The 18,340-nt window shown below is 57.1% G+C and carries 17 protein-coding genes; 4 read left to right on the top strand and 13 right to left on the bottom strand.

Annotated features, from left to right (window positions below):
• The first annotated feature begins 52 nt into the window (after positions 1–52).
• The 4 genes from fdnG to fdhD are packed head-to-tail and all read left to right on the top strand — an operon-like array spanning position 53 to position 6,603.
• Positions 53–3,085: a formate dehydrogenase-N subunit alpha gene (fdnG, locus tag KI809_RS12450; protein ID WP_214171898.1), complete on the top strand. Its 3,033-nt coding sequence runs from the start codon at positions 53–55 to the stop codon at positions 3,083–3,085.
• Positions 3,082–3,930, top strand: coding sequence for a 4Fe-4S dicluster domain-containing protein (locus KI809_RS12445; RefSeq protein WP_214171897.1), 849 nt, complete (start codon positions 3,082–3,084; stop codon positions 3,928–3,930). Before fdnG ends, KI809_RS12445 begins: the two co-directional genes overlap by 4 nt.
• Positions 3,927–5,147 carry an NrfD/PsrC family molybdoenzyme membrane anchor subunit gene (gene nrfD, locus KI809_RS12440; protein ID WP_214171896.1) on the top strand — a complete coding sequence of 407 codons (1,221 nt, stop codon included), beginning with the start codon at positions 3,927–3,929 and terminating at the stop codon, positions 5,145–5,147. The genes KI809_RS12445 and nrfD overlap by 4 nt, the downstream gene beginning before the upstream one ends.
• A 28-nt stretch (positions 5,148–5,175) precedes the next feature.
• The gene (fdhD, locus tag KI809_RS12435) at positions 5,176–6,603 is read left to right on the top strand and encodes a formate dehydrogenase accessory sulfurtransferase FdhD (protein WP_214171895.1); all 1,428 of its coding nucleotides are present in this window, start codon (positions 5,176–5,178) and stop codon (positions 6,601–6,603) included.
• Positions 6,604–6,619: 16 nt separating this feature from the next.
• Here fdhD and KI809_RS12430 read toward each other — a convergent pair whose 3' ends face one another.
• The 13 genes from KI809_RS12430 to KI809_RS12370 form a co-directional block, all read right to left on the bottom strand.
• Positions 6,620–8,626 (bottom strand): hybrid sensor histidine kinase/response regulator, encoded by a 2,007-nt coding sequence (locus KI809_RS12430; RefSeq protein ID WP_214171894.1) that lies wholly within the window; start codon positions 8,624–8,626, stop codon positions 6,620–6,622.
• Entirely contained in the window at positions 8,610–9,770 is a 1,161-nt protein-coding gene (ercA, locus tag KI809_RS12425) for an alcohol dehydrogenase-like regulatory protein ErcA (RefSeq protein ID WP_214171893.1), read from the bottom strand. The genes KI809_RS12430 and ercA overlap by 17 nt, the downstream gene beginning before the upstream one ends.
• 156 nt (positions 9,771–9,926) lie before the next feature.
• Positions 9,927–10,088 carry a hypothetical protein gene (locus tag KI809_RS12420; protein WP_214171892.1) on the bottom strand — a complete coding sequence of 54 codons (162 nt, stop codon included), beginning with the start codon at positions 10,086–10,088 and terminating at the stop codon, positions 9,927–9,929.
• Between the two features lie 45 nt (positions 10,089–10,133).
• The gene (locus KI809_RS12415) at positions 10,134–11,384 is read right to left on the bottom strand and encodes a Fic family protein (protein WP_214171891.1); all 1,251 of its coding nucleotides are present in this window, start codon (positions 11,382–11,384) and stop codon (positions 10,134–10,136) included.
• Between the two features lie 216 nt (positions 11,385–11,600).
• Positions 11,601–11,783 (bottom strand): hypothetical protein, encoded by a 183-nt coding sequence (locus KI809_RS12410; protein WP_214171890.1) that lies wholly within the window; start codon positions 11,781–11,783, stop codon positions 11,601–11,603.
• On the bottom strand, positions 11,783–12,034 hold the full coding sequence (locus KI809_RS12405; protein ID WP_214171889.1) for a YceK/YidQ family lipoprotein: 252 nt from the start codon (positions 12,032–12,034) through the stop codon (positions 11,783–11,785). Before KI809_RS12405 ends, KI809_RS12410 begins: the two co-directional genes overlap by 1 nt.
• 125 nt (positions 12,035–12,159) lie before the next feature.
• Entirely contained in the window at positions 12,160–12,306 is a 147-nt protein-coding gene (locus KI809_RS12400; RefSeq protein WP_214171888.1) for a hypothetical protein, read from the bottom strand.
• Between the two features lie 74 nt (positions 12,307–12,380).
• On the bottom strand, positions 12,381–13,493 hold the full coding sequence (locus KI809_RS12395) for a glycerol dehydrogenase (protein ID WP_214171887.1): 1,113 nt from the start codon (positions 13,491–13,493) through the stop codon (positions 12,381–12,383).
• Between the two features lie 32 nt (positions 13,494–13,525).
• Positions 13,526–13,837, bottom strand: coding sequence for a hypothetical protein (locus KI809_RS12390; RefSeq protein WP_214171886.1), 312 nt, complete (start codon positions 13,835–13,837; stop codon positions 13,526–13,528).
• A 32-nt stretch (positions 13,838–13,869) separates the two neighbouring features.
• A complete protein-coding gene (locus KI809_RS12385) occupies positions 13,870–15,777 on the bottom strand; it encodes a PAS domain-containing sensor histidine kinase (RefSeq protein ID WP_214171885.1) in 1,908 nt (635 codons plus the stop codon).
• Positions 15,778–15,817: 40 nt separating this feature from the next.
• A complete protein-coding gene (locus KI809_RS12380) occupies positions 15,818–17,209 on the bottom strand; it encodes a VWA domain-containing protein (protein ID WP_214171884.1) in 1,392 nt (463 codons plus the stop codon).
• A gap of 3 nt (positions 17,210–17,212) precedes the next feature.
• The gene (locus KI809_RS12375; protein ID WP_214171883.1) at positions 17,213–18,115 is read right to left on the bottom strand and encodes an AAA family ATPase; all 903 of its coding nucleotides are present in this window, start codon (positions 18,113–18,115) and stop codon (positions 17,213–17,215) included.
• Positions 18,105–18,338 carry a hypothetical protein gene (locus tag KI809_RS12370; RefSeq protein WP_214171882.1) on the bottom strand — a complete coding sequence of 78 codons (234 nt, stop codon included), beginning with the start codon at positions 18,336–18,338 and terminating at the stop codon, positions 18,105–18,107. The genes KI809_RS12375 and KI809_RS12370 overlap by 11 nt, the downstream gene beginning before the upstream one ends.
• Positions 18,339–18,340 lie beyond the last annotated feature (2 nt).

Genomic DNA, 18,340 nt, shown 5'->3' with positions numbered 1-18,340 from the left:
GGAATTAATGATAGGCAAGTTACATGCCTTTTACTTTACAAAGGAGAATACCATGGCAATTTCACGCAGGCAGTTTCTGCAAGGAGTGGGGTTGGCCGGCGCCGGTGTCGCCCTGTCCGGCACCCCGGGGGAAGCCAATGCCGATGCGCCGGAAACGCGAATCAAGGGGATTAAGGCATCCACCACCATCTGTCCGTTTTGCGCGGTAGGCTGCGGCCTGTTGGTGCACACCAAAAACGGCAAGGTCATCAACATCGAGGGCGACCCCAAACACCCCATCAACCAGGGTGCGCTCTGTTCCAAGGGGAGTTCGCTGTTTCAGGTGGCGGTCAATGAGCGCCGCCTGCAAAAGGTCATGTACCGGGCGCCGGGATCTGACAAGTTCGAGGAAAAGAGCTGGGACTGGGCCCTGGACCGCATCGCCCTGCGCATGAAAGAGACTCGCGACAAATCCTTCAAGTCCAGCGAAATGAATAAGAAGGACAACAAGGAATACGTCGTCAACCGTACTGACGGCATGGCCTTTTTCGGCGGCGCCGGCCTGGATAATGAGGAATGCTACCTCTGGTCAAAATTTGCCCGCGCCATGGGAGTAGGCCAGCTGGAACATCAAGCCCGATTATGACACTCCTCTACAGTCGCCGGTCTGGCGGCTTCATTTGGACGTGGGGCAATGACGAATCACTGGATTGACCTGAAGAACAGCGACAGCATTTTTATCATCGGCTGCAACCCGGCCGAGAATCACCCGATCTCTTTCAAGTGGATCGAAGAAGCCATGGACAACGGCGGCAAGCTGATTGTCGTTGATCCCCGCTACACCCGCAGCGCTTCCAAAGCAGACATCTACGCCCAGGTCCGCCCCGGTACCGACATCGCCTTTCTGGGCGGCATGATCAATTATGCCCTGCAGAACAACCTGATCCATGAGGAGTACGTGCGCGAATATACCAACGCCACCTTCCTCGTCGGAGAAAAATACGATTTCCAGGACGGCCTGTTCTGCTCTTTCGATGATCAGGAAAAGATGTATGACCTGAAATCATGGGCTTACGAAGTCAGTCCAGACGGCAATCCCCGCCGCGACCTGACCATGAAAAACCCGCGCAGTGTCTACCAGCTCCTCAAGAAACACTACTCGCGTTACACGGTAGATATGGTCTGCTCTATCACCGGCACCAAAAAGGAAGACTATCTCAAGGTTGCCCAGAATTTCTGCGCCACCGGCCGTCCTGACAAGGCAGGCACGATCCTCTACGCCATGGGCATTACCCAATCGACTCACGGCACTCAGAATGTCCGCGCCGTGGCCATGCTGCAGATGCTGCTGGGCAATATCGGCATTGCCGGCGGCGGAGTCAACGCCTTGCGCGGTGAATCCAATGTGCAGGGATCCACTGACTACGGCCTGCTGTTTCATCTGCTCCCCGGTTATCTCAAATCACCGGAGTTCGACAACGTAGATCTCAAGAGCTACGTGGAGAAATGGACCCCCAAGACCAAGGACTCCAAGAGCGCCAACTGGTGGGGGAACACACCCAAGTATGTCACCAGCCTGCTCAAGTCCTGGTATGGCGACAATGCCACAGCAGAAAACGACTTCTGCTACTCCTACCTGCCCAAACGCATGGGAAGCTATGCGTACAACAAAATCATTGAAAAGATGGGCAAGGGTGAACTGGAAGGACTGGTCTGCATGGGGATGAACCCGGCCGTCGGCGGTCCCGATTCCGGCCATGCCCGGACAGCGCTGGGCAAGCTCAAGTGGCTGGTGACGGTGGACCTGTGGGAAACCGAGACCTCTATCTTCTGGAAACGCCCCGGCACCAACCCCAAGGAGATCCAGACCGAAGTATTCATGCTGCCGGCAGCTTCGTCAGTGGAGAAGGAAGGGTCCATCTCCAACTCCGGCCGCTGGGCGCAATGGCGCTATAAGGCGGTGGAGCCGGTGGGACAGTCCATGAGCGATCTCTGGATCATCGACCAGTTTTTCAAGAGGGTGCGTAACCTCTACACCAAAGATAAGGGCGTTTTCCCGGAGCCGATCACCAAAATGGCCTGGAACTATGGCACCGGACATGAGCCGGAGGTGCATCTGGTGGCCAAGGAGATCAATGGCTACTTTACCAAAGACGTGACCGTAAAGGAAAAGGATAAAACCCTTGAGTTCAAGGCCGGGGATCCGGTGCCGGGGTTCAAGTACCTGATGGCCGATGGCTCCACAACCGGTGGCTGCTGGATCTACAGCGGTTCCTATACCAAGGACGGCAATCTGATGGCGCGCCGTGACGACAGTGATCCGGGCAACCTGGGAATGTTCCCGAAATGGGCCTGGTGCTGGCCGGTAAACCGCCGCATCATCTACAACCGCGCCTCAGTAAACCCGGCAGGCGAGCCGTTCAATCCCAAGCGCCCGGTTATTGCCTGGGATGGGCTTGAAAAGAAATGGAAGGGCGATGTGCCTGACGGCCCCTGGCCCCCCATGAAAGACGACAAGGAAGGCAAGTATCCCTTCATCATGCTGCCCGAAGGGCATGCCCGGCTGTATGCCCTGGACTTGAAAGATGGTCCGTTCCCCGAACATTACGAGCCGGTGGAGAGTCCGGCCCGCAACCTGATGTCCAAGGTGCAAAACAACCCGAGTGTCAAGATACCCACCAATGTCTCCAGCGACTTGGCCAAGTTTCCCTTTATCGGCACCACCTACCGCATGACCGAACACTGGCAAACCGGCGGCATGACCCGCAGTCTCACCTGGTTGAACGAACTGGTGCCGGATATGTTTGTGGAGATCAGTGAAACCCTGGCCAAACAGAAGGGCATAAAAAAAGGTGACACCGTCAAGGTTACCACCGAACGAGGCTCAATCGAGGCCATGGCCCTGGTTACCTCACGTCTCAGGCCGTTTACTGTGGGAGGCAAGCAGATCGAGCAGATCGGCATGCCCTGGCATTTCGGCTACGCCGGACTGTCTACAGGTGACAGCGCCAATATGCTGACCCCGGCGGTCGGTTGCGCTAACACCAGCATCCCCGAGTTCAAGGCGTTTCTCTGTAATCTTGAAAAAGGGGGTAAAAAGGCATGAGTTCCTCAACCGCAAATTTCGACAAAACAAAGGCATTCCTGATTGATACCACCAAGTGCACCGGCTGCCGTGGCTGTCAGGTGGCTTGTAAGCAGTGGAATCAGCTTAAGGCCGAAGACACCAAGTTCTTCAGCGGCGAGGGGTACCAGAACCCGCCACTGATGTCGGAGTACACCTTTACCCGCGTCAAGTTCAAGGACTATCAGAAGAACGGTCAGAACGAGTTCGCCTTTTACAAAGAGATGTGCATGCACTGCAACGAACCGGCCTGTGCCTCAGTCTGTCCGGTAGGTGCCTTCAAGAAAACTGCCGAAGGACCGGTAATCTACGACGCCAAGCGCTGCATCGGCTGCCGTTTCTGCATGATTGCCTGCCCCTTTGGCGTTCCCAAGTACGAATGGAGCAAGGCCTTTCCCCTGGTGCGCAAATGCACCGGTTGCTACAGCCGCGTCAAGGAAGGGCTGCAGCCGGCCTGTGCCACGGCCTGCCCGACTGCCATTTCCTACGGCAGTCGCGCCGAGATGCTCAAAGAGGCCGGGAAGCGCCTGAAGAATCGACCGGAGCGCTACTACAACGCAATATATGGCAAAGACGAGGCAGGCGGCACCAGCATTCTCTACCTGACCCAGCAACCGCTGGATGAACTGGGCTTCAAGCCGGTCACCAAGCGCTCCCTTCCCTCCTATACCTGGCAGGCGCTGCGCCTGGTTCCAGGGATCTTCCTGACGGTAGGAGGTGGATTGTCCCTTGTTTCCTGGTTCAACCATCGCAAGGAACGGATCAAACGCGAACAGGACCAGCTTAACGGCGCAGCTGCGCCGGAGAACAAGGAGGTTGACCGATGACCGCAGCGGCACGAATTATCATCAATGAAATCAAGGGCTACCACAATTTCCTCAAGTTGATGATCGCCCTGGTGGGACTGGGAGTGCTGGCATCTGCAGTGCGCTTTGTGCTGGGGCTCGGGGTAACCACCAACCTGAATGATGTCTATCCCTGGGGCTTGTGGATATCGTTTGACGTCGTTACTGCTGTGCCGCTGGCAGCCGGGGCCTTTACCCTGGGCGCCATCGTCCACTGCTTTCACATCAAAAAGCTGGAACCGCTGGTGCGACCGGCCATCGTCACCGGCTTTCTGGGCTATTCGCTGGTCAGTGTCGGGCTACTGCTGGACCTGGGGCAACCCCAGCGCGCCTGGCACACCATGGTCTACTGGAACGTTCATTCGCCCATGTTCGAGGTCTCAATGTGCATCATGGCCTATACCACGGTCCTGTTCCTGGAGTTCCTGTCGCCGGTCTGCGAGAAGTTCGGCTATCACCTGCCGCTGCGGGTGCTGCGCTGGCTGGAGATGCCGCTGGTCATCGGAGCTGCGTCCATCTCAACCCTGCACCAATCCTCCCTGGGAACCTTTTTCCTGATTGCCGTGGATAAGCTGCATGCCCTCTGGTACAACCCGCTGCTGCCACTCCTGTTCTGGATGTCGGCAATTTTCACCGGCATTTCGATCATCATCCTGGAAGCAACCATGGTGCACCGCTTTATGGGCCAACCAGATGAGTCCGAACTGCTGGAGGTATTGACCAAAATCCTCCCTTGGGTGCTGGGTGTCTATCTGGTGGTAAAGCTTGCCGCCACTACCCTGCTGTCCCACGGTCCCCTCTTCGACCGTCCCAGTTTGCTGGCACTGTTTCTGGCTGAAATCATCATCGGGGTGATTGCACCGATGTTCATGTTTATGAAGCGGGAATATCGTGAAGACCAGCGGATGCAGTTGCGTGGAGCAACGCTGGTGATTGCCGGCCTGGTGCTGAACCGCTTCAATGTCTCCATGTTCGGCATGGAACAGCCGGATCAGCTGATCTACTACCCATCAATAATTGAGTCACTGGTCACCATCGGGATCATTGCCGCCCATATCCTCTTCTTCGTACTGGTGGCCAAGTACTTCCCGATTTTCGAACATCACCCCGAGACGGTCGATTACTCAATACCTGACCACGCTCGCCGCATCGAACCGGATGGCGGAAGCCATGGCAAGAAATCAGAGACTGTTGCTTAATTAATCATGTTGCGAAAATAGGGATTATATGAAAACCGTCTACACCTATAGCAAAGGCCGCCTCACATCAACCGAGGAAGGGGTCGTCAACGAGTTTCCCCTGGCGCTCACGGTCAATGGCCGGGAGCTGGCAACCCTTATTGCCTCTCCTCACGACCTCAGGTTCCTGGTAGCAGGATTTCTCCGGTTGCAGGGGTTTGTCTCCTCGGTGGCTGATTTTGAGATGCTGTCGGTCTGTAATGACTACGGCATTGCCAATGTCAGGATTAAGGGGGAGCTCCCCGAACGGCTGAAGCCGGTCCTCACCTCAGGGTGCGGGACCGGCATTACCTTCTCGCTGCCGGAGCGGCTCGCTGCCGTTTCCGGCGGGAGCTTTACCCCTGCCGCTCTCTTCGATCTCATGGACCGACTGGCCAGGGAGGCCGACCGCTACCGGACCCATGGCGGTATTCACTCGGCTGCCATTGGCGATGGCAAGGAGCTAATCCTGTATGCGGAGGATATCGGCCGGCATAACACCCTGGACCGGATTGCGGGTGAGGCGTTGCTGAAGGGGATCGATCTGGCTGGCCGGATGTTGGTCACGTCAGGCCGGGTTTCCACGGAGCTGGCGGCCAAGGCCGCCCTGCTGGGCATTCCGCTCATTGCTTCGCGGACCTCTCCCACGGACAAGGCGGTTCAGCTCTGCGATGATGCGGGGATTACCCTGATCGGTTATGTGCGTGGGGGGAAATTCACTGTCTATAGTCATCCGGAACGGCTGCACTTGACGCAGGAGCTTTCGGAACAGGTTACGGCAACGGGCAGGATTCCGGGCATTACCGGCGTTATTCTCGCCGGAGGAGAGTCGCGCCGCATGGGAAGCAACAAGGCGCTCCTGCCATACAAGGGAGGGCAGTTCATCGAAGCGATCTACCGGCAACATGCGGAGCTGTTCGACGAGGTCATTGTCGTCACCAACAACCCCGAACTCTACGCCTTTCTCCCCTGCCGCAAGGTCACAGACCTCCATGTGGGCAAGGGAGCTTTGGCCGGCATCCACGCCGGACTTCACCACAGTAGCAACCCACACATTTTCGTCACTGCCTGTGACATGCCGTACCTGAACAGCGGCCTGATTCGCGGGCTCGCCGCAGTCAGGGGAAACTATGCCGCTCTGGTGCCGGAAAGTGATAGCGGCACGGAACCGTTGCATGCGTTCTATGGTAAGACGGCCCTGCCGGCCATGGATGAGGCCCTTGCAGCAGGGGTCCGCCGGATCGTGCGCCTGTTCGATCGCTTTCCCGTTCGGATCGTGCCTGCTGCCGAGGTGGGCTGCTTAGACCCGGAGTTCGGTTCGTTCCGCAATATCAACACCCCTGATGACTACTACCGCCTCAGGGACGGCGAGCGGGCTGAGCCTGGCGTATCGGCCGATTGCAGCAAGGACCAGCCAGCAGAGATGATGGCGCGGTGAGCAGCTAAGGCAGAGGTCAGCTGTCCAGCATCTCCCGCACACGGCGCAGAAGATCCCAAGGCTGCACCGGCTTCATGACCAGGTCAGTCCGCTCATCCAGCAGATCGCATTGGCGGACAAAATCCATGGTATAACCGCTGATGAAGAGTACCCTGGCCTCCGGGTCCTGCTGCTTGATCCTCTCGCAGGCATCCTTGCCGCTCATCCGCGGCATGATCATATCCATCAGAACCAGCTTGACGTCATCCCGGTGCGCAGCATACTTCTCCACCGCATCCAGGCCATTGATCGCCGTAATCACCCGATAACCGTGACCTACAAGAATCTCCTCGACCAGAGACCTTACATCGGCTTCGTCTTCGGCCACCAGGATGGTTTCGGTGCCGCCGCTCGGCCGGATCGGGCTCGACTCCGGCAACTCGTTAACCTCGGCGAGAGTCACCAGCGGCAGGTAAATCCTGAAAGTAGTACCAATCCCCGGCTCGCTGTAGACGTTTATTAGCCCCTTGTGCTGCTTGAGGATCCCGTAAACGATCGCCATGCCGAGGCCGGTCCCCTTCCCCGGCTCCTTGGTGGTAAAAAACGGCTCGAAGATCTTTTGCCGGGTCTTTTCATCCATCCCCATGCCAGTGTCAGATATGGCAATGCAGGCGTAACGCCCCGGAGCAAGCCCTTCAACAGCGTGCAGCTGTGACGCATCCAACTCCTGGACCCCGGTCTCGATGGTGAGGACGCCCCCTTTCGGCATGGCGTCGCGGGCATTGGTGGCCAGATTGAGCAACACCTGTTCGATCTGGCCACTGTCAACGTCAACCAGCAGATCGTCCGGGCTAAAGAGTGTCCTGAGCTGAATATCCTCGCCGATGATCCTGCCGACAAACTCCTCGATATGCAGCACAATCTCTTTAACATTGGCGATCCGGGTCTTCATCACCTGCTTGCGGCTGAAGGTAAGCAGGTTGCCGGTCAACTGGGCCGCCTTCTCCGATGCGCTGGCAATCTTGCGCACATTTTCCAGTTGCGGCCCGGACAACCCGTCGCCCCGCTTCAGCACATCGGCATACCCCATGATCACCATCAGGATATTGTTGAAATCATGGGCAATCCCTCCGGCAAGCCGGCCGATCGCTTCCATTTTCTGGGATTGCAGCAACTGCTCTTCCAGCCGTTTTCGCTCGGTAATGTCCTCGGCTATCCCCAGCAGATACTGAGCCACCCCGGAATCGTCGAACAGCGGTATCTTCTTGGTGCGCAGGATCAGGTCGTCGCCGCGGCTGGTCTTGGCTGTTTCCTCCTGGATTTCGACAAGCTCGCCCTTGGCCAGAACCTGGCGATCCTGCGCGACAAAGGCTGCTGCCTGCTCGCTAGGGAAGATGTCGAAATCGGTGCGCCCCAGCAGATCTTCCCGCGCATATCCAAGCAACTCCTCAGCCGCCTTGTTGAAGGCGACATAGCGCAGGTCCTTGGCATCTTTGGCAAAAACAATGGCCGGGATATTGTCAACGATATTGCTGAGAAACCGCTCACTGGCGCGCAGCGCCGCTTCGGCCTTGCGCCGTACGGAAATGTCACGGGCAGCGGCGATCACATAGGTGCCGTCGTCAAACCGCATCCGGCTCAAGGTCAGCTCGACCGGGATTTTCCCCTGCTCCTTGGTGAACAGCTCGGCCACGGCCAACGCCTGCGTGCCGTCACCTTCCTGAGAACGGCAGATAAGCGCCACTGCAACCGCAGAAGCAGCCAGATCGGAAAAGGCAAAAATGGAATTGTTCAGCAGTTCGTCGCGGGACCATCTCATTTGCCTGCTGGCGGAGTCGTTGACATCAACGATCAGGGCAGAGGGGACTTCAATCAGGAAGATAATATCGTTGCTGTGATCAATAAACGCCTTGAACCGTTCAAGCTGGTCAAGGCGCTGCTGCAGTTCAGGGTAGTAGGTCTTGCGGAGGGAATATTCGCCGAGTCCGGCCAGCTTCTGCTGCAGAGCATCCTGCTCGGCCTCGGCATCAGAGCGATTCTTCATAGACAACCTCAATGTCCCGGCGCGACGCTCGGCGAGGATTGGTCGCCATGCACGGGTCCTTCAGCGCATGGTCGCTGAAGAAGATGACATCGTCGCGCCCGACGCCGAGTCCCTGCAGGGTCCGGACAATGCCGGCCGAGGCCTTCAGCCCGCGCACGTGCTGCAACAGGGCGCGCTTCCGTTCTCCTGGCACCAGGCCACGCAAATCAAGCCCCATGGCCTCGGCAATAAGATCGAAGCGCTCAGGCACTGCGGAGAAATTGAACTCAATCACATGGTCGAGCAGGATTGCGTTGCATTCGCCATGGGCGATGTCCAGCGCGCCACCCAGGCTGTGGGCCATGGCGTGATTGGCGCCGAGGATGGCATTGGAAAAGGCCAGCCCTGCCTGCAGGCTCCCCTGCATCACCTTGGTATGCAGGTCGAGATCATGCGGAGCGTTAATCGAGGGGAGCAGGCTGGCGGAGAGGAGTCGGATTGCTTCCAAGGCGTGCAGATCGGTCATGGTGGACCGGGCTGTCGAGACGTAGGCCTCGATGGCGTGGGTCATGGCATCCAGGCCGGTGCATGCCGCCAGGTAGGGGTCCATGGAGGTCAGGGTTTCGGGATCGATCAATGCCAGGTCCGGCACCACCGACTTACTGATTATCGCAAACTTGATCCGTTCCTGCGGGCTGCTGATGATGGCGAACTGGGAGACATCGGCCGATGTCCCGCCGGTGGTCGGCACGCAGATCAGCGGTGGCATCGCCGCCCGCACCAGATCCACACCCTCAAACTCGCGGATGTGGCGATGGTTCGAGCTGACAATGCCGATCCCCTTGGCGCAATCTATAGCACTGCCGCCGCCAACGGCAATCAGGGCATTGCACCGTTCCTCCTGGAAAAACGCCACCCCGGCCATGACTTCATCGACCTTGGGGTTCGGCGTCACCCCTGTAAACAGGGCAAACGGTACCCCTGCCTCCTCCAGGCTGGCAGTGACATCTCCGGTCCACCCGGCAGCAACCACCCCAGGATCGGACACCACCAGCACCTTCCGCCCGCCAAGGTTCCTCGCATACTGCCCGGCAAGGTGCCTTGAGCCAACTCCGAAAATAAATTCCGGGGCAAGGAACTTCCGTAGTTCAAATGCATGCGCCATAATATCTTTGCCTCTCGCCTAAAACCTATTCCGCATCAGCAAAACAGGGTTTAACCGTAATTTACTGACATCCAGGCGATATAATCAGTTATGCTTAACATATTCAATAACACTTTTATATTATACCGCGATTACCCAACATTATCATCCCATTTTTCACAGCAACCCTCGGAGCTGGCTGGGGGAGCGGTCAATGGTGCTGCTCTTTATGGTACTAGTCGGATTGGGATACTGCGGATTGGGCCGGGCGCACACGGCGCTCGGCTTGACCAGCGCGGCGCAGTTTGCCGCGACAGCGTCTACGCCGGTGCTGGGCATTCATTGCATTGCAATTTGCAGAATGTTGCTCATTTGATCGATGTACTATACTGAATCGCTGTTTGTAGGAGGGTAGAGGCCTGGGAAATAATATTCTACCGCATGCATTGGGAAGCCTAACCTGAGCCCACCCTGCGGCATTGGAGAGATTAATAGCTTTTCCTGCAATAGTGAAGATACCAGGCTGCGAGCAACGCGATCGCCCAGACCTGTAATCCTGCTGACATCCCCACGTGGGACTTCTCCACGAAGTAAAGCCTCCTGTAGCAGATGAGATGCCTCCGGCCTCATTTTGCTTGCAGCTATCCCTGTTGGAGTAACTGCAAGATTTAGCGTCCGCAACGTCACGTACCCCTTGATACGCTCAAGTAGACCATCGAGTTTTAAAACACCACTCATATACTCAATCTGATCTATACAGGCTTCGAGGAAAAATCGACAAAACATTTCTAGCCCCTGAAGAGAGAGGTTTCCCCGGCCATCAAGATCCCCCTTGCGCGGTGCATCCGCATGGGACAAGGCACTATAGTATCGGTCGCGGTTACGAGCGAGACCGCGACTGACATTCCAAATGCCGTACCCCGGTAATATTTTTCGAAACGCTGCGTCTGTATAGAGCCGAGCGACGCGGCCGTTACCATCCAGAAATGGGTGTATCCACATCAGGCGGTGGTGCGACGCCGCCACGGTTATTATGGGGTAAACACCGTGCGACCGCATACGGTACCTTTGATGAAATCGATCAATAAATGCCTGGAGGCAGCAACTGGCTGGGCCCACATGAGTCCCGACGCGCACGTCGGCTTCCCGAAGTTCACCTCCAATCACCTCCAATCGTTCACCAGTTTCTTCATTTTTAACCCATCGAAGTTCATCGGGAAGCTGGTCGTAAAAAATCTTATGAATCCAGCACAAAAAATTTTTTGAAGTTATTTCTATGTCCGGCTCAATGGTCAGTTGCTCTTCAATCCGGCGCTGACAGTCGATATGCGCAATGCTTTCGATTTGCCTATTACGTTTGGCTGGATCGGACGAGTAGTCCTTTCGAGTAGCTCGTTCAATATCTATTGGATGCGTGGAGTTGCCTTCAATCATGTTACTGTAGTAGCTGTTGATAATTCGTAGAAACTCTCGCATAGAGGCCTGCGTAACCTCAGGTAGTTGCGCTCCAAGGGCAGCCGACTTGGCGAGGATGCGTGCAGCAAGATCTTCTAACTCGCCATTCTCCGCCATCATCGGTTCCATCTCGCTGATTCTTGTGTATAACCCCAACTCTCGCGCCTCTAATTCCGTCATTAACACCGCCTTACACTACAATGTATTGCGCTGTTTTATTTGGTATTTTATATATTGCTTCAAGATTTTTTTATATCATTTATGCCGTCATTAATGCCAGCATAAAAATCGGAGCGGTACTGCAATGGGTCTAATAGAATTGATATTTGTTAAACGGCGCGGGAGCTGACCGGCCCGGTTTCATCAAGGGGCGGTCCTGCTTCCTGGTTGGCAGCTTCACTTTCTGTCTTGCATCTCAATAATGGAAAATGGAGAGTTGACCCTTCTATTTTTCCCCTTGCAGAGCATGAAGATGCCGTGTTGCTCACGTCCGATCACCCCGAGTTTGATCCGTTGTTTGCAGATCCCGGATTCCCCGCACAGGTGCAGTTCATACGCTAAATCCCCAGCTAATAACATTATTTGCCCCTATTGTAGTCAAGCGGGAGTAGTAGTGTGTCAAATACAAGCGAAACTGGTAAATCAACCACTAATAATAATGAAAAAGGATAAAGAGCAGTATTAGTAAGCTTAATAAAATCTAAATCCATTTTTGTGGCTGGATATATACCTTCCCTATAAAAATAATCACGTGGTTCAGTTCTTGAGAATATTGTTCCACAGCCAGAACATAATAAAAAAAATACCACCATTAACAATATCTTCTTCATATTGTGTTACTCCTATTTTTGTTCAACATATTATTGGCCAGTTCACGCGCGCGCGTGAACTGTTGATCCACCCAAAAGGGACATTTAGTCCGTGAACATGAAAAATGGCCAATTCTAATTCTTCTTCAAATCATCGATCCAATCCAGCGCCACTGGTTGTTTCCCCACTGCTTCAGCTCCAAAACTGCTTCGATCTTTGCCATTCTCACCTCTGCCCACATTCTATCAACACCTTTCAGATAACCGTCCCCCCCAATAGAAAAAGGCGCCATTAAGACGCCTCAAAATAGAGCTATTGCACCAGTCATGTCAAGCTGTTACCCCTCTACCCAGCAGACGGATCAAATCATTTTCCGGCAGTCTGACGGTAGCTAACACCTAGGGCATCGGCAGCCCAAATCGCGGCATCGACCATGTCGGAGGTAACGGGGAACCAGGTGGCGTGGATGGTCTCTCCCGGGGCAACGGCAGCTGTCGCCACCTGCCGGATATCGTCGCGCGTTGGCGCTGGCAGGTCCAGATCTGCCAGGCAGATCGGCAGGCCGACCGCATGACAGAACCCCAGCACTTCCCGGATGGCATCTGGCGAACGCCCTTCCAGCACCAGCTGCACCAACACGCCGAAGGCCACCTTTTCACCATGCAGCTTTGCCTTGGTTGCCGCAAGGGTGGTCAAACCGTTATGGATGGAGTGGCCTCCGGCATGGCCGCCGTTTTCCGAACTGAGGCCGCTCAGCAGGGTATTTGCCTCTACGATCGCCTCCACCGCCGGGGTGACAGCCTGTTGCTCCACCGCCAGCCGGGCTGCTGCTCCCCACTCCAGCAGGGTCTCGTAGCAGAGCCTGGCTATGGCGCGTGACGCCAGGGTCTGGCTACCACCACCGGTCAGCGGGTTCGGTGCGGCACTGCGGGCACAGCTGTCGGATTCCCAGTAAGTAGCCAGGGCATCTCCCATCCCGGCCACCAGAAAGCGCACCGGAGCCTTTACGATCAGTTCCGTGTCCACCAGGATACAGTCGGGATTGCGCCGCAGCAGCAAGTAGCGGTCAAAGGCCCCGTCGTTATCATAGATCACCGCCAGGGCCGAGCAAGGGGCATCGGTGGCCACAGTGGTCGGAACGACAATGACCGGCACCGCCAGCTCGTGCGCCACGGCCTTGCCTACGTCGATAGCGGCCCCGCCACCCACCGCAACCACCAGTTCGGTGCCGATGACACTGCCGCAGGCCACCAGCCGGTCGATCTCATATTGCGAGGACGTTCCGCCGAAGATCTCCTGCCGGCTGTCGACCCCGGCGGCCGCCAGACTCGCCTGCACCGCCGGACCGCAGAGGGACAAGGCGGTCTTCCCACCCAGTACCAAGGCAGTCTGCCCGAGCCGGACCGCGTGGCCGCCGATTTCGCTGATGGCCCCTGCTCCCTGTACATATCGACCGGGTGAGCAGAACAAACGGCTCACTCTCTTCTTTTCCGCCGACCCCAGCGTCACGGTCAGTACCCGCCGCAGATTCCGTCGCCCGGCACCTGTTTGATCGGAATCTCCGGCGCGTCCTCCTTGTCGCCCGAAGCGCCGGCGTGGGGCTTGCCCACTTCGTCCAGACCGACTGAGCCGTGGCCCCCTTCCACATTAGGGGCATCGGTCCCCAGGTGGGCGGCACAGACATATTGGGCGCTGTTTGCCTGGGCGCCACAGTGGCGGCAGGTTACCGTCGGGTTGTCAGTGACCCGCTGCAGCTCCGCTGTCAGGCCGGTGGCCTTCAGCTGGCAGATATGGGTGGCGTGGTTGTCGCAGGTGCAGTCCATGATTCCTCCGTTGTGTTGGATATCTTGCCGTATTATGCCAGCCGTGCCGGTAGAAGCACGGTGAAGAGGGTTCCCTCGCCCGGCCGGCTTTCCACTTCGATCTCGCCGCCGTGGCGCTTGACAATGTCATAGGAGAGGGCCAGGCCGAGACCGACCCCCTTCCCCACCTCTTTGGTGGTAAAAAACGGGTCCCAGATCCGGTCGATTATCTCCTGACCAATGCCGCAGCCGGTATCCCTGATCCGGATGACTACCAGGGAGTCCCCTTGCCTCTCGGTCTTGAGTGTCACCCGCCCCGCTCCGGTTATCGCCTGATGGGCGTTGACCAGCAGGTTCATGCAGACCTGGCGCAGGCCGGACGGGTCGCCCATGATCCGCGGCAACCCCTCCTGCAGCTCTTTTACCACCTCAACCTGACGGTAGGCCGACTGGTGCCGCAGCAATTCCAGGATTTCCAGCAGGATCACGTTCATATCCACCAGGGTAAACGAACCGTCTGTCTTTCTGCCAAAGCTGAGCAGATGGTCGATGATCCCCTTGCAGCGGTACGACTCCCGCACGATCACCTCCAGGTAGTGGGGGAAAACGTCCAGCCGACAGTCGTCTTTCAGGGCCGGTTCATCCCGAAAGCGCCGCAACAATGCCTCGGCGCACCCGGCGACCGAAGTGAGCGGATTATTGATTTCGTGGGCGATGCCGGTGGCCAGCACCCCGATGCTCGACATCTTTTCAGTCTGGATCAGGTGCATCTCCTGGAGCCGCTTCCGGGATACGTCCCGGAAAAAGACCAGGGCCCGGTTCCGCTCACCTAGGGCGTCCCGGATCGGCGTGGCAGTGATCTCCACGTACTGGGTTCGCTGGCCGTCCCGCACCGACACGTGGGAGGTCTCTACCCGCTCACCCTGTAACGCCTTCTCCACCGGGCAATCATCCGGCATGGTCGTCGATTCCGGATGAAACAGCTCCCGGCAGGAGTTCCCCGGTTTGATCTCTTTCGGATAGAGCTGCGGGCCGATCAGGTTATGGTGCTGCACCCGCCCTTCCTGGTCATAGACCGTGATGCCGTCGCTGATCGAATCGAAGATCGCCTGCAGTTCGTTGGTCTTGTTACTCAAGTCCACTTCAGCCTGTTTTCTCTCGGTGATGTCCTGGGTGGTGCCGTACAGCTTGACCACCCTGCCGGCAAAGTTGACCTGAGGCTCGACAATGGTATAGACCCAACGCGAACTGCCATCCCTAAACTGGAGCCGATGCTCGATTTCGTAGCTCTTGCCGCACTCGGCACCCATCCGTAGCTGTTCCATGACGGCATCGTGGTCATCGGGATGGACCACGCCAGCAAACGCTTCGCGCGTTGCCTCATCCCTGCCGAGACGCATGATGCGCAACAGTTCGTCCGACGCCTTGATTTCCCCGCTGATTGGGTCGAGGCTCCACGACCCGACATGGGTCATGGACTGGGCCTTAGTAAGGTTGTATTCGCTCTCGGACAGGGCCCGCTCAGCCATCTTCTTTTCGGTGATATCGACCAGGACCGCCAAGCACTCCTCCCCCGATGCGGTTACCATCGCCTCGATCCGCACATAGAGCGGTTGTGGCTTGTCGGAGACGAGCCGCAACCGGCAGGTCTCCTTCCCATACCCGACAAAGACCTTCTGCAAGAACTTGCCGAACAGGAACAGGTCTTCATCAGCAACGAACTGTTCGAAGCGGCGGTTGACCAGCTGGTCCCGGTCCACTCCCAACAGCCGGACGCCGAACAGATTGACCGACTGGATCACCCCTTTCGTGTCAAAGGTGAAATACCCGACCGGCGCGAAGTCATACAGCAACGCGTACTTGTTGCGCGACGCCTCCAGTTCCTCGCGGGAACGGCGCAGCTCCTCGATCTTGGTCTCAAGTTCGGCCTGGTAGGCACTGGATTTATGTTGCTGTTTCACGCGTGTATCCCCAGTAGTGCAATGATGTCGAGTTCATATCTCACCACTGCCTCCGGACATCGGGGTCGAACGCCGGTTGTGCACCGGAATGCCGGGTGTAGTAAGTGCGGTAATCCTGCGGCTCCTCAACCTTTCTTTCCTGTCGGCGATGCTGCCATGCCCTGGTGTCGTTGTGGTCGAAGAGGGTATGGAACAGGTCTTCCACCAACCGGCTCAATTCGTCCACATCCCGCGCCGTCTCCACCCGGTCGCAGTATGAACCGTACAGGTCGAGCTGGCAGTCGCCCCGTTGCCAGATGTCACGCTCTTCAGGGGTGAGCCAGAGCAGGTAGCCGGCCTTTTCCCGGATCGCCTCCAACGCCCAGTCATTGGCTTCGTTGTAATTGTTCCGGCCGTCCCCAATGATGATGATCGCCGGCTTCCCCCGCATATTCTCCAGATGCCGCTCCTTGAAGCTCTTGAAGACATTACCGTAATCGCTGTTGTCGTCCAGATTGACGATGTCTCCCTTGTCGATGGTCTCCAGCAGACAATTGACCGGCATATTCCGGAGCATCGGCGTGATCTCGGCCAGTTCTTTGTTGAAGATGAAGCTCCTGACATGCATCAACCGGTTCTGCAGCGTATGAAGCAGCAGCAGCATGAAGCGGGTGGCGTGGCTCACCGAGTAGCTTACATCGCACAGCACAACGAGCCTCGGCTTCTCTTTCCGCTTGCGCCGCAACGACAACAAGAACGGCACCATGCCGTGCCGGTAGTTCTTCTGGATGGTGCGGATAATGTGGAGTTTGCCCCGGTTCTCCATCTCTTTCATCCGTTGCACATCCTTGCGGATTCGCACCAGCATCCGGGAGACGACCTCCTGCATATCGGCCAGCTCTTCCGGTGTAAAGGGGACCACCCTGCCCTTGTTTGCCCCCTGGGAAAAAGCAACGGTTGGCGGGCTCTTCAGGTAATAGTCGGACGGCTCCGGTGCCGCCATTTTTCCACGAAAACCGTCCAGCTGCACCATGATCTCGGCCCCGGCGCCATCGTCATCGCTCTCTTCCAGCCCCAGCAGGTTTTCCAGATCCTCGGCCGTGGCCTCTTCATCGACGATCAGCAACGGGTCGTCCTTTTCCCTGGTCCGGTACTCCTCGGCCTTCAACTGCTCCCCCTCGACAATATGGATCATGGCAGAGAGGAATTCGCCGGGATCGATATCCAGCGGATTGCACTGACTGCGGCTGAAGAACCAGTCGAATACCTCATCGAATGCCGGCATATCGTTGACATTTTTCACCAGGGTCAACTTGAGAAGCGCTCTTACCGAATCTCGCCCCGAAAGGCCGCCGAAGGCCAGGGCCTGCACGGCATCCAGGCTCTCGCCCGGCGACACCCTGACCCCGCGCTCGCGCAGTGCCGTAACGAATCTGGTGATGATCCGTTCCATACCCTATGCCATTATCTGCAAGGCCAGGTCGGTGACCTGCTTCAGGTCTGCCTGGTGCTTGGCGATCACCCCGACCGTGTTGGCCACGACCGCAGGGGTCAACTGTTTGGTGTGCAGGATCGAGAGTACCTGGGCCCAGTCGAGGGTCTCGGAGACACTTGGGGGCTTGCGCAGGTTCAGTTCGCGTACCTGACGGAGGAATTCCACCATCTGCCGGGCCAGCCCTTCGCACAGCTCCGGGAACTTGGTCCGGACAATGGTAACCTCGCGGTCGAATTCGGGGTAACCGATATAGAGGTAGAGGCAGCGCCGTCTCAAAGCGTCGGAAATCATTCTGGTGCCGTTGCTGGTGAGGATCGCCAGCGGCTTGTGCTCTGCCCCGATGACACCGAGTTCCGGAACCGAAACCTGGAAATCGCTCAGACACTCCAGAAGCAGCGCTTCGAACTCGTCGCCGGAGCGGTCGATCTCGTCGATCAGCAGTAAGGAGCGTTTCGTTGACAGAAAACTCCGCAGGATCGGGCGCTGTACCAGAAAATTCCGGGAGAAGAAGAGACTTTCCTCACTGGAGAGACGCTCGACAGCGGCGCGCAGATCGGTGGATTCCGAGAGGTAGCTGTCCAGCTGGGTCCGTAACAACTGAGTATAGAGCAGCTGCTTGCCGTACTCCCAGTCGTAGAGAGCCTTTCCTTCGTCGATCCCTTCGTAGCACTGCAGGCGGACCAAGGGGAAATCCAGTACCGTCGATAAGGTCTTGGCCAGGCCGGTCTTGCCGACCCCTGGCGGCCCCTCGATCAGAATCGGTTTCTCCATCCGAAGAGCGAGAAAAACCGCCGTGGCAATGGTCTCGTCCGCAATGTAGCCACCGTTTCGGAGAAGCTCCTTAACCTGCTGTTCAGTTATCATGGTTGGCCCCTGAAAATTTGTCGGTAACAAAAAATGCCGCTGGAGTCCTGGAGTTCGCTCCGGCTACCAGCGGCCCAATGAAGGAGTATATGGTTGAACGGTGGGCGTTACCCGCCGGGAATGTCAGGCGCTCGCACTGATTGGAAGCAGTTGCCGCTGGTATGACTGCCCGGAAACTGAAAATCGTTTGCACCTGACCGGAAAATACGCGGAGTCTGGCCAAGG

It is taken from the genome of Geoanaerobacter pelophilus, assembly GCF_018476885.1.
GTDB lineage: Bacteria > Desulfobacterota > Desulfuromonadia > Geobacterales > DSM-12255 > Geoanaerobacter > Geoanaerobacter pelophilus.
The sequence above is the reverse complement of the archived record's forward strand: the minus strand, read 5'-3'. Positions and strand labels throughout refer to the sequence as shown.

Bases quoted from the DNA above. Each gene is read 5' to 3' on its own strand.
- KI809_RS12415 (WP_214171891.1), bottom strand. From the start codon at position 11,384: ATGACGGAATTAGAGGCGCGAGAGTTGGGGTTATACACAAGAATCAGC.
- KI809_RS12405 (WP_214171889.1), bottom strand. From the start codon at position 12,034: ATGAAGAAGATATTGTTAATGGTGGTATTTTTTTTATTATGTTCTGGC.
- KI809_RS12430 (WP_214171894.1), bottom strand. From the start codon at position 8,626: ATGAAGAATCGCTCTGATGCCGAGGCCGAGCAGGATGCTCTGCAGCAG.
- KI809_RS12390 (WP_214171886.1), bottom strand. From the start codon at position 13,837: ATGGACTGCACCTGCGACAACCACGCCACCCATATCTGCCAGCTGAAG.
- KI809_RS12445 (WP_214171897.1), top strand. From the start codon at position 3,082: ATGAGTTCCTCAACCGCAAATTTCGACAAAACAAAGGCATTCCTGATT.
- KI809_RS12410 (WP_214171890.1), bottom strand. From the start codon at position 11,783: ATGTTATTAGCTGGGGATTTAGCGTATGAACTGCACCTGTGCGGGGAA.
- KI809_RS12375 (WP_214171883.1), bottom strand. From the start codon at position 18,115: ATGATAACTGAACAGCAGGTTAAGGAGCTTCTCCGAAACGGTGGCTAC.
- KI809_RS12420 (WP_214171892.1), bottom strand. From the start codon at position 10,088: ATGCCCAGCACCGGCGTAGACGCTGTCGCGGCAAACTGCGCCGCGCTG.
- nrfD (WP_214171896.1), top strand. From the start codon at position 3,927: ATGACCGCAGCGGCACGAATTATCATCAATGAAATCAAGGGCTACCAC.
- KI809_RS12380 (WP_214171884.1), bottom strand. From the start codon at position 17,209: ATGGAACGGATCATCACCAGATTCGTTACGGCACTGCGCGAGCGCGGG.
- fdhD (WP_214171895.1), top strand. From the start codon at position 5,176: ATGAAAACCGTCTACACCTATAGCAAAGGCCGCCTCACATCAACCGAG.
- KI809_RS12400 (WP_214171888.1), bottom strand. From the start codon at position 12,306: ATGGCGCCTTTTTCTATTGGGGGGGACGGTTATCTGAAAGGTGTTGAT.
- ercA (WP_214171893.1), bottom strand. From the start codon at position 9,770: ATGGCGCATGCATTTGAACTACGGAAGTTCCTTGCCCCGGAATTTATT.